This is a genomic window from Streptomyces sp. NPDC050674, assembly GCF_040654575.1.
Taxonomy (GTDB): domain Bacteria; phylum Actinomycetota; class Actinomycetes; order Streptomycetales; family Streptomycetaceae; genus Streptomyces.
In genome coordinates, this window is record NZ_JBFAIG010000006.1 from 228,748 (window position 1) to 239,815 (window position 11,068).

Here is an 11,068-nt window from a genome sequence, read left to right on the forward strand (position 1 = left end):
AATTCCCTTTGCAGGCCTTTTCCTGGGCCTGTTCCTGCCTTGAATTCCGCATGCTGTGCCGCCTTCCACACCCAGGGAGCCCCACCATGTCCTCGCCCCCCGTTCCCGGTCTCGACCGGCGTCTGTTCCTGACCTCGCTGCTCGGCGTGACGGCCGCGGCGGCCGGACTGAGCGGCTGCGCGGACAACAGCGCCGCAGCCGAGGCGGCCTCCGACGCTCCCCTGGCCACCAAGGTGCCCGCGGGGACGAGCCTGAAGATCTCCTCGTACCAGAACGCGCAGCAACTCCAGTTCAAGCTCGCGGGGTTCCGCGATCTGCCGTTCAAGGTGTCCAGCTGGCTGAACATCGGCGCGGGACCCGATGTCATCAACGCCTTCCGCGCGAAGTCCCTGGACGTGGCCAACAACGCCGGGATTCCGCCCATCCAGGCGCATTACCAGGGCTTCGACGCGAAGATCGTGGCGATCAACATCACCCGCAAGCCCAACTACCTCTTCGCCACCAAGCCGGGCAGCGACATCCGTACCGTCGCCGGTTTCAAGGGCAAGCGGCTCGCCTTCTCCCAGGGCCAGGCTCAGGGCGTCGTCCTGCTGCGGGCGCTGAAGAAGGCCGGGCTGGCCTACGACGACGTGGAGCTGGTGCCGCTGACCAGCAACCAGTTCCTCACCGCCCTGCAGTCCGGGCAGGTGGACATCGCGCCGCTCGCCAACACACAGGCGCCCGCGTACCTCACGCAGTACAAGTCCGCCCGCACCATCACCACCGACGTGGTGGACCTGCTGAATCTGCTGTGGGCGCCGGTCTCGGTGCTCAACGACCGGGCGAAGGCCGCCGCGGTCGCCGCGTACGTCCCGTACTGGGCGAAGGGCCAGGTGTGGACGTACGAGCACCCCGACGAGTGGAACGAGCGGTTCTACGTCGGGACGCAGAACCTGACCCTCGCCCAGGCCAAGGCGGTCACCGCCCTGGCCAACAAACCGCTCTTCCCGCCCCGCTGGGACGAGGCCGTCAAGTGGGAGCAGGAGACCGCCGATCTGCTCGCGGAGGGCGGCTTCGTGAAGAAGTTCGACGTCTCCGAGCTGTTCGACCACCGCTTCGAGTCCCTCGCGGCCCAGGCCGTGCCCGCGGAGTACCGGAGGTGACCGCCGTGACCACGACCACCCACACGACGACGCAGACGTCGACGCGGACGTCGACCAGTACGGCCGCCGCCCCGCCGCTCGCCCCGGTCGAGGAGGCGCACCAGGTGCGCAGGCGCCGGCGGCTGGCTCCCGGCAAGCGGCTGCCCGCCACCCGGCTCGTCGGGCCGGCGGCCGTCCTCGCGCTGTGGAGCGTCGCCTCCGCCGCCGGGCTTCTGGACCCGGGCGCGATCCCGGCGCCCTGGACGGTGCTGGAGACGGGCAGCCGGCTGTGGACGGCGGGCACGCTGCCGGACGACATCGTCACCTCGTTGCAGCGCGCGGCCACCGGGTTCGCGATCGGCCTGGTCGTGGGGATCCTGCTCGCGCTGGCGTCCGGGCTGACCCGGATCGGCGAGGCCCTGATCGACGGGACGGTCAACCTCAACCGGGCGATCCCGACCCTCGGTCTGATCCCGCTGTTCATCCTCTGGCTGGGCATCGGCGAGACCTTCAAGATCGCCATCATCGCGATCGTCGTCTACATCCCCGTCTACCTCAACACGCACGCCGCGCTGTCCGGCATCGACAGCCGCTACGTCGAACTCGCCGAGGTGCAGGGCCTGTCCAAGCGCCGGTTCATCCGGCAGGTGGTCGTCCCCGGCGCCCTGCCCGGCTTCTTCGTCGGGCTGCGGCTCGGGGTCACCGGCTCCTGGCTGGGCCTGGTGGTGCTGGAGCAGATCAACGCCACCAGCGGACTCGGCTACATGATGTTCCAGGCGCAGAACTACGGCCAGACGGACGTCATCCTCGTCGGCCTGGTCGTCTACGGCATCTTCGGCCTCATCTCCGACAGCGCGGTCCGTCTCATCGAACGGAGGGTGCTGTCATGGCGCCGCACACTGAGCAGCTGACCCGGCCCGCCGTCCAACTGCGCGGCCTGACCAGGTCGTTCGAGGGGCGCACGGTCCTCGACGGCATCGACCTCGATCTGCCCGCCGGCCAGCTGACGGCCCTGCTGGGGCACAGCGGCTCCGGCAAGAGCACCCTGCTGCGGGCGATCGCCGGACTCGACCACGGCGTCACGGGCTCCGGGCAGCTCACCGCGCCCGAGCGGGTGTCGGTGGTCTTCCAGGACTCCCGGCTGCTGCCCTGGCTGCGGGTCCTCGACAACGTGCTGCTCGGCGCGGAGGGCAAGGACGCCGGCCGCAGGGGCCGGGCGGCCCTGGAGGAAGTGGGACTGAAGGGCCGCGAGCGGGCCTGGCCGGGCGAGCTGTCCGGCGGCGAGGCACAGCGTGCCGCCCTGGCCCGGTCCCTGGTGCGCGAGCCGGAACTGCTGCTGGCCGACGAGCCGTTCGGGGCACTGGACGCGCTGACCCGGATCCGGATGCACGGGCTGCTCAGGGAGCTGTGGGAGCGGCACCGGCCCTCGGTGCTGCTGGTCACCCACGACGTGGACGAGGCGATCGTGCTCGCCGACCGGGTGCTCGTCCTGGACGAGGGCCGGATCGGCCTCGACCTCACCATCGACCGCGCGCACCCGCGGTCGTACCGCGACCCCCTGCTCGGCGAGTACCGGGAACGGCTGCTGGCCGCGCTCGGTGTCACGGAGGACCACCGATGACCCGCGGACAGCTCCACCTCAACGCGTTCCTGATGAACACCGGTCACCACGAGGCGTCCTGGCGGCTGCCGGAGAGCGACCCGTACGCGAGTGTCGACCTGGCCCACTACGTGCGGCTCGCCCGCATCGCCGAACGCGGCACCTTCGACTCGCTGTTCCTCGCCGACGGCCCGCAGCTGTGGAGCAGCGTGGGACAGCGGCCCGCCGGAGCGCTGGAGCCGATCACGTTGCTGACCGCGCTGGCGACGGCGACCGAGCACATCGGCCTGATCGCCACCGCCTCCACCTCGTACAACTCGCCCTACAACCTGGCCCGCAAGCTCGCCACGCTGGACCACCTCAGCGGCGGCCGGGCGGGCTGGAACATCGTCACGACCGCCGGGGCCGAGGCCGCCCGCAACTTCGGTCTGGAAGCGGAGCCGGCGCACGCCGAACGGTACGCCCGGGCCGCGGAGTTCCTCGACGTGGCGCTGAAGCTGTGGGACAGCTGGGAGGACGACACGATCGTCGCCGACAAGGCGGCGGGCGTGTGGGGCGACGACACGAAGATCCATCCGCCGCGGCACCGGGGGCGCTTCTTCAGCGTCGAGGGCGCCCTCAACGTGCCCCGCTCACCCCAGGGTTACCCGCTGCTCGTGCAGGCCGGCTCCTCCCAGGACGGCAGGCGGTTCGCGGCCCGGTACGCGGAGGCGGTGTTCACCGCGCAGCAGACCATCGAGGACGCGCGGGCCTTCTACGCCGACCTCAAGGCCCGGACGGTCGCGGCCGGCCGGGACGCCGGCCACATCAAGGTGCTGCCGGGCATCGTGCCGGTGATCGGCTCGACGGAGGCCGAGGCGCGGGCGAGCGAACGGGTCCTGGAGGACCACATCGTGCACGCGCACGGCGTGCGGCACCTGGAGCGGCTGCTGCACCTGGACCCGGACACCCTGGAGCTGGACGGTCCGCTCCCCTCCGGCCTGCCGCCGGAGAGCGCCATCGAGGGCGCCAAGAGCCGCTACACGCTCGTCGTGGAACTGGCCCGGCGCGAGCGGCTCACCGTGCGGCAGCTGATCGGGCGGCTCGGCGGCGGGCGCGGGCACCTCACCTTCGCGGGGACCCCCGAGCAGGTCGCCGACACCATCGAGCTCTGGTTCGGCTCGGGCGCCGCGGACGGCTTCAACATCATGCCCGCGGTGCTGCCGTCCGGTCTGGAGGCGTTCGTCGAGCACGTCGTCCCGATCCTGCGCGCCCGCGGGCTGCTGCGCGCCGAGTACGGCGGCCGCAGCACCCTGCGGGAGCGCTACGGCCTCCCCCGGCCCGCCAACCAGCACGTCATCGCCCCGGCACTCGTCTGACCCACCCGAGAGGAACTTCGCCATGAGCATCGAGATCCACAAGGTCACCGCGCACATCGGCGCCCGTGTCGAGGGCGTCGACCTCACCCGGCCCCTCGACGCGGAGACCTCCACCGCCCTGCGCGAGGCGCTCAACACCCACAAGGCGCTGGTCTTCGACGCGGAGGGCCTGGACGACGCGGGCCAGCAGGCCTTCGTCCGGCACTTCGGCGACATCACCACCGCCCATCCGACGGTGGCCGCCGTCGACGGCGCCCCGAACGTGCTGCCCGTCGACAGCGAGGGCGGCCGGGCCGCCAACCACTGGCACACCGACGTCACCTTCGTCCTGAACCCGCCGCAGGCCACCAGCCTGCGCAGTGTCACGGTCCCGCCCTACGGCGGCGAGACGCTGATCGCCAGCTCCGCCGCCGCCTACCGCGACCTGCCCGCGTCGCTGCGCGCTCTCGCCGACACCCTCTGGGCCGAGCACACCAACGACTACGACTACGCGGTGCCCGAGGAGGACGTCGACGAGGAGCAGGCGGCCCGGCGCGCCCAGTTCACCTCGATCAAGTACCGCACCGTCCACCCGGTCGTCCGCGTCCACCCGCTGACCGGCGAGCGCGGGCTGTTCATCGGCGGCTTCGCCCAGCGGATCGTGGGCCTCTCACCGGGCGAGTCCCGCAAGATCCTCGACCTGCTCCAGGCATACGTCACGCGGCCGGAGAACATCCTGCGCCACCGCTGGTCGCCGAACCAGCTCGTCCTGTTCGACAACCGCATCACCCAGCACTACGCCGTCGACAACTACGACGGCCTGCCGCGCCGCCTGCACCGGGTGACCGTCGCCGGGGACGTCCCGGTCGGCACCGAGGGCAAGGAGAGCTACGTCATCGAGGGCGACGCCTCGCACTACACGCCGGTAGCCGCCTAGCCACACAGAGCGACGCGACTGTCCGGATGGTGGGATGCCTCTCCGTGCCGGTGGAGAGGCATCCGAGACTGGCGGCGTTTTTGCCCTCGTACGCCTCTCACCCACAGGACGAGCCGCGCCCATGCCCAGCAGCACCACCCAGGGGACGCCGACCAGCACGGACGACGCCTCTCTCTCCCATGGCCTGAAGCAGCGCCACCTGTCGATGATCGCCCTCGGCGGGGTGATCGGAGCCGGTCTGTTCGTCGGCTCCGGTGCCGGTATCGCCGCGGCCGGTCCGTCGATCGTGGTCGCCTACGCCCTCTCCGGTGTCCTCGTGATGCTGGTGATGCGGATGCTCGGCGAGATGTCGGCGGCGTACCCGTCGTCGGGGTCGTTCTCGGCGCACGCCGAGCGGGCGATCGGCCCCTGGGCCGGGTTCACCGCCGGATGGTCCTTCTGGGTGCTGCTGTGCACGGCCGTCGGCCTGGAGGGCATCGGCGCCGCGAAGATCGTCAGCGGCTGGCTGCCGGGCACGCCGGAGTGGGCGTGGGTGGCGCTGTTCATGGTCGTCTTCTGCGGCACGAACCTCGCGGCCGTGAAGAACTTCGGCGAGTTCGAGTTCTGGTTCGCGGCCCTGAAGGTCGGGGCGATCAGCCTGTTCCTGGTGCTCGGCGTCCTGGCGATCGCCGGTGTCCTGCCCGGCACCGACTCCCCCGGCGCGAGCCACCTGACAAACTTCCTCCCGAACGGCGGTGAGGGCCTGGTCATCGGCCTGCTCGCGTCGGTCTTCGCCTACGGCGGCCTGGAGACGGTCACCATCGCGGCGGCCGAGTCGGAGAACCCCGTCAAGGGCGTCGCGAGCGCGGTCCGCACGGCGATGTGGCGCATCGCGCTGTTCTACATCGGCTCGATGGCCGTCATCGTCACCCTGGTCCCCTGGGACTCCGAGGCGGTCGTGGAGAAGGGCCCGTACGTCGCCGCCCTCGACGAGCTCGGCATCCCGGGCGCCGGCCAGCTGATGAACGTGGTCGTCCTGGTCGCCCTGCTGTCGGCGATGAACGCCAACATCTACGGCGCCTCGCGCATCGCCTACTCGCTGGTGGAGCGCGGCCAGGGCCCGAAGGGGCTGGGCCGGGTCTCGGGCGGGGTGCCGCGGATCGCCGTGCTGGCGTCGTCCGTGTTCGGCTTCCTGTGCGTGGTGCTGAGCTACTGGCGGCCGAACGACGTCTTCGCCTGGCTGCTGAACATGATCGGCGCGGTCATCCTGGCCGTCTGGATCTTCATCGCCGTCTCCCAGCTGCGGCTGCGCCGCCGGCTGGAGCGCGAGGCGCCGGAGAAGCTGGCCGTGCGCATGTGGGCGTTCCCGTGGCTGACGTGGGTGGCACTGGCCGGCATGGCCGCGGTCTTCGTCCTGATGGCCCGGGAGCCGGACACGCGGGTGCAGCTGTACTCGACGGGCGGGATGATCCTGGTTCTGGCGGCCGTCGGGTACGCCTGGCAGAAGGCCCGCGCCCGGCAGTAGACACCTCACCCTCGAAGGCCCCCGCGACACACGCGGGGGCCTTTCGCGTGCCCGGCCCGCCTCGACCATCTCTTGCTGCTAGCGTGCAGTTGCAAGTAAGTTGCAATAAGAGGTCCGGAGGGGATCCCGCCCATGCCCGTCTACACGCTGCCCGAACTGCCCTACGACTACTCCGCGCTCGCCCCCGTGATCAGCCCCGAGATCATCGAGCTGCATCACGACAAGCACCACGCCGCCTATGTGAAGGGCGCCAACGACGCGCTGGAGCAGCTGGCCGAGGCGCGGGACAAGGAGACGTGGGGGTCGGTCAACGGGCTGGAGAAGAACCTGGCCTTCCACCTGTCCGGGCACATCCTGCACAGCATCTACTGGCAGAACATGACCGGCCCGAAGGACGGGGGCGGCGAGCCGCTGGCGCAGGACGGGGCGGGGGAGCTCGCGGACGCGATCACCGAGTCCTTCGGGTCCTTCGCGCGCTTCAAGGCACAGCTGTCCAAGGCGTCGGCCACCACGCAGGGTTCGGGCTGGGGCGTGCTCGCCCACGAGCCGCTGAGCGGGCGGCTGATCGTGGAGCAGGTCTACGACCACCAGGGCAACGTCGGCCAGGGCGCCACCCCGATCCTCGTCTTCGACGCCTGGGAGCACGCCTTCTACCTCCAGTACAAGAACCAGAAGGCCGACTTCGTCGAGGCGATGTGGCAGGTCGTCAACTGGCAGGACGTGGCCCGGCGTTACGAGGCGGCCAAGTCCCGGGCGGACGTGCTGCTGCCGGCGCCGTGACGAGGGCCGCGTGAAGCGTCCTGCCTCGTGATCGTCTTCTCACCTTTCACGCACGGCAGGCGGAAGGAAGGAAACCCCCGCGAGGACGTGACTCGCGGGGGTTTCCCCTCGGCGCTACGGCACATCCGCCTCGCACGGCACGTTGAGCGACAGGAGCGCGGCGGAGCCGTCGGGGTGCATGCGCAGTTCGCTGATCGCCGCGTTGCGCAGCCGCGGGAGCAGCCTGCGGTACTCGCTCAGGGGGATCGACAGCAGCGTGCACAGCACCAGCCGCAGCAGGGTGTTGTGGGCGACGACCAGGACGCGCCGGCCCGGGTGGGCGGCCGCGATGTCCCGCAGGGCGCGCACCCCGCGGGCCGCCGCCGCCGGCGGGTCCTCGGCGCCGGGGAAGGAGTGCGCCACCGGGTCGGCGCGGTAGGCCGCGGCCCACTCCGGGTCCTCGGTCTCGAACTCGGCGAGCGTACGGCCCTCCAGCACACCGAAGTCGCATTCCCGCAGGTGGGGTTCGCTCTGTGAGGTGAGGCCGAGGGCGCGGCAGGCGGGCTCGGCGGTGGCGACGGCCCGGGACAGCGGGGACGTCCAGATCGCGTCGACCGGGTGGGCGGCGGCCCACCGGCCCAGGGCCTCGGCCTGGGCGCGGCCGGTGTCGGTGAGGTCGATGTCGCTGATGCCGGCGTAGCGGTTCTCGGCGTGCCAGACGGTCTGTCCGTGCCGGACCAGCAGAAGGGTCGTACTCATGACCCGGAAGTATCCCGGCTCAGCGGGCCGAGGGCGTGCGCGGCGACCGGGCCGGGCAGCCAGCCGCGTTCCCGCAGGGCGCCGACGAGCCGCGCGTACGGCTCGGCGAAGACCGCCGTGCGGCCCGGGCGGGGTTCCAGGACGGCCCGGACGCGGACCATGCGCTCGGCGACGTCCGCGAGCGCACCGGCCCGGGACGCCCCGTACGCGGCCAGGACCGCCATGCCGAGGGCCGGTTCCGTCTGCTCGGGCACCCGGGCCGGGCGGCCCAGGATGTCGGCGCGCAGCTGGTTCCAGTACGGGCTGCGGGCGCCGCCGCCCGTGAAGGTGAGCGGGCCGTCGACAGGGGCGCCGAGGTGGTGGAGGTAGTCCAGGCACAGGCGTTCGGCGAAGCCCACGCCCTGGAGCAGCGCGGCCCACAGGTCGGCGTCGCCCGCCGGGTCTCCGAGGACGAACGCGGTCGCCTCGGGTGCCCGGAACGGGAACCGCTCGCCCGGCGAGACCAGGGGGTAGGCGATCGCACTCGACGGTTCGAACGCCCTGGCCGCTGCGTCCATGGCGGCGGGGTCGGCGTGCGGGAAGCGGGCGGCGAGTGCTCCGGCTCCGACGCTCGACGCCCCGCCGGGCAGCCAGGTGCCGTCCGGGGCACGGTGGTTGTAGACCACCGCGGTGGGGTCGCGCACCGGGTCGCGGGCGGCGCCCTTGAGCACGAGCGTGGTGCCGAGCACGGAGTTCCATGAGCCGGGCCGCAGCGCGCCCGAGGCGATCTGGGCCGCGCAGCCGTCGGTCATCCCGGCGAACACCGGCGTGCCGGCGGGGATGCCGGTGGCGTCGGCCGCGGCCGGGCAGACCTCGCCCAGGCGCGTCCCCGGGCGGACGACACCGGGCAACAGGTCGTCCGGCACGCCCAGTTCGGACAGGGCCGCCTCGGGCCAGCGATCGCCCTCCACGTCGTAGCCCGTCTTCAGGGCATGGCTGGCATCGGCCGGGGGCGGTTCGCCCGTGAGCCGGGAGACGATCAGGTCGGGCTGGTGGGCCAGGCGCACCGAGGTGCCGCCATACTCCCCGAGCAGCCACAGCGCTTTCGGCAGGGCCCAGGTGTCCTGGACGGCGAGTCCCGCCTCGCGGGCCCGCGCGGCCTGTGCCTTCGCCCGTCCGTCGTCGTACATCAGGGCGGGGCTCACGGGGCGGCCCGAACGGTCCGTGAGCAGCACCGTGCCGGAGGTGCCGCACACCGCGAGTCCGGCGACCTCCAGGCCCGGGGGCGCGGAGCCGAGGGCCGTCCGGGACGCCGTGCACAGCGCCGCCCACCAGCGCAGCGGGTCCTGCTCGTGCCGCACCCCCTCCCGCCGCCCGGTCAGCGGGGCCGATCCGCTGCCGAGAACCGTGCCGTCGGCGGTGACGAGCAGCACGCGGACGCTCTGCGTGCCCAGGTCCACACCCAGCCAGCCCGCACCCTCGTCCACCATCCGGAACCTCCCGTGCCGTCGCAGCCGGATCTGTGAACTTCTCACTGTGCCCCGATATTTTCCCGTGCGCGAGGGATTGACGCCCAACTTCAGCCGTTCCACGCTCTGTTGACGAGTCACGACTCGACGTGTTGACCAGGCTCCACGCGGAGGTACGGATGGACACGCACCTGCACGACCGCCGGCGCTTCCTCGCCCTCGCCGCCGGGGCGGCCGCGGCCCCGCTGCTGACGGCCTGCGGCGCCGGTTTCGGCGGGAACGAGGACAAGGGCGACGGCTCGGCGGCGGACGACGTCACCGGTTCCTTCGACTGGAAGCGGGAGAAGGGCACCACCGTCAAAGCCCTGCTCAACAAGCACCCGTACACCGACGCCCTCATCGCCGACCTGAAGTCGTTCACCGCGCGGACCGGCATCGAGGTCGAGTACGACGTCTTCCCCGAGGACAATTACTTCGACAAGCTCACCGTGGACCTGTCCAGCGGCCGTGCCTCCTACGACGTCTTCATGCTCGGCGCGTACATGGTGTGGCAGTACGGGCCGCCGGGCTGGCTGGAGGACCTCGGGCCCTGGATGCGCAACTCCTCGGCCACGGGCGCCGAATGGGACCAGGCGGACTTCTTCCCCAACCTCCTCCAGGCCGACCAGTGGTCACTGAAGGCGGGCGCGCCGCTGGGGCAGGGCGGGCAGTACGCGCTGCCGTGGGGCTGGGAGACCAACGTCGTCGCCTACAACACCGAGGTGTTCCGCAAGCTCGGCGTGAAACCGGCCGACACCTTCGACGAGCTGGCCGAACTCGCCGGCACCATCAAGCGCAAGGCGCCGGGCGCCGGGTTCGACGGGATGTACGGGATCGCCGTGCGCGGGTCGCGGAGCTGGGCCACCATCCACCCCGGCTTCATGACGATGTACGCCCGCAACGGGCTGAAGGACTTCACCGTCGACGGCGGGAAGCTCACGCCCGCCATGAACAGCCCCGAGGCCGTGGCCTTCACCGAGGACTGGGCGCGGATGGTGAAGCAGGGCGGGCCGCCCTCGTGGACCTCCTACACCTGGTACCAGTGCTCCAGCGACCTGGGCGCGAAGAAGGCCGGGATGCTGTTCGACGCCGACACGGCCGCCTACTTCCAGGCGGTGAAGGGCGCGAGCCCCGCCTCCGGGAAGATCGCCTTCCACCCGGGGCCGAAGGGGCCGGACGGCTCGCTCGCCACCAACATGTGGATCTGGTCGCTCGGCATGAACGCCAGGAGCAGGAAGAAGAGCGCCAGTTGGCTGTTCCTTCAGTGGGCGACCGGCAAGGAGCACCTGCGCAGGAGCGCCATCAGGCACAACCACATCGACCCGGTGCGCAGGTCGGTCGCCGAGGACGCCGCCTACAAGGACAAGATGCGGCACCTGCCGGGCTTCCTGGAGACCTTCGAGACGGTCGTCGACCAGACGAAGATCCAGTTCACCCCGCAGGCGCAGTTCTTCGACGCGACGACGAGCTGGGCCGCGGCCCTCCAGGAGATCTACGGCGGCCAGGGCGCGAAGTCCGTCCTGGACGGGCTGGCGGACGACCTCGCCGGCAAGGTGGGCTAGCC

At 71.6% G+C, this 11,068-nt stretch carries 10 protein-coding genes; 8 read left to right on the top strand and 2 right to left on the bottom strand.

Translation table 11 applies throughout. The features are described 5' to 3' along the window. The first annotated feature begins 86 nt into the window (after positions 1 to 86). The 7 genes from AB0I06_RS13065 to AB0I06_RS13095 all read left to right on the top strand — a co-directional run bounded on the left by AB0I06_RS13065 (position 87) and on the right by AB0I06_RS13095 (position 7,279). Positions 87 to 1,142 carry an ABC transporter substrate-binding protein gene (locus AB0I06_RS13065; RefSeq protein WP_363118819.1) on the top strand — a complete coding sequence of 352 codons (1,056 nt, stop codon included), beginning with the start codon at positions 87 to 89 and terminating at the stop codon, positions 1,140 to 1,142. Beyond that, a complete protein-coding gene (locus tag AB0I06_RS13070) occupies positions 1,139 to 2,032 on the top strand; it encodes an ABC transporter permease (protein ID WP_363118820.1) in 894 nt (297 codons plus the stop codon). The genes AB0I06_RS13065 and AB0I06_RS13070 overlap by 4 nt, the downstream gene beginning before the upstream one ends. Then, positions 2,008 to 2,742, top strand: coding sequence for an ABC transporter ATP-binding protein (locus AB0I06_RS13075; RefSeq protein WP_363118821.1), 735 nt, complete (start codon positions 2,008 to 2,010; stop codon positions 2,740 to 2,742). The genes AB0I06_RS13070 and AB0I06_RS13075 overlap by 25 nt, the downstream gene beginning before the upstream one ends. Next, positions 2,739 to 4,079, top strand: coding sequence for an LLM class flavin-dependent oxidoreductase (locus AB0I06_RS13080; protein WP_363118822.1), 1,341 nt, complete (start codon positions 2,739 to 2,741; stop codon positions 4,077 to 4,079). Before AB0I06_RS13075 ends, AB0I06_RS13080 begins: the two co-directional genes overlap by 4 nt. 22 nt (positions 4,080 to 4,101) lie before the next feature. Continuing rightward, positions 4,102 to 4,995, top strand: coding sequence for a TauD/TfdA family dioxygenase (locus AB0I06_RS13085; protein WP_363118823.1), 894 nt, complete (start codon positions 4,102 to 4,104; stop codon positions 4,993 to 4,995). 121 nt (positions 4,996 to 5,116) lie between these two features. Then, a complete protein-coding gene (locus AB0I06_RS13090) occupies positions 5,117 to 6,499 on the top strand; it encodes an amino acid permease (RefSeq protein WP_363118824.1) in 1,383 nt (460 codons plus the stop codon). 132 nt (positions 6,500 to 6,631) lie between these two features. Next, a complete protein-coding gene (locus tag AB0I06_RS13095; protein WP_363118825.1) occupies positions 6,632 to 7,279 on the top strand; it encodes a superoxide dismutase in 648 nt (215 codons plus the stop codon). A gap of 114 nt (positions 7,280 to 7,393) precedes the next feature. Here the strand turns inward: AB0I06_RS13095 and AB0I06_RS13100 are convergent, their stop codons facing one another. Next, on the bottom strand, positions 7,394 to 8,017 hold the full coding sequence (locus tag AB0I06_RS13100; protein WP_363118826.1) for a histidine phosphatase family protein: 624 nt from the start codon (positions 8,015 to 8,017) through the stop codon (positions 7,394 to 7,396). After that, positions 8,014 to 9,486 (bottom strand): FGGY-family carbohydrate kinase, encoded by a 1,473-nt coding sequence (locus AB0I06_RS13105; protein WP_363118827.1) that lies wholly within the window; start codon positions 9,484 to 9,486, stop codon positions 8,014 to 8,016. The genes AB0I06_RS13100 and AB0I06_RS13105 overlap by 4 nt, the downstream gene beginning before the upstream one ends. A gap of 158 nt (positions 9,487 to 9,644) precedes the next feature. On the opposite strand from AB0I06_RS13105, the gene AB0I06_RS13110 reads away from it, so the two are divergent. Next, entirely contained in the window at positions 9,645 to 11,066 is a 1,422-nt protein-coding gene (locus AB0I06_RS13110) for a sugar ABC transporter substrate-binding protein (RefSeq protein WP_363118828.1), read from the top strand. Positions 11,067 to 11,068 lie beyond the last annotated feature (2 nt).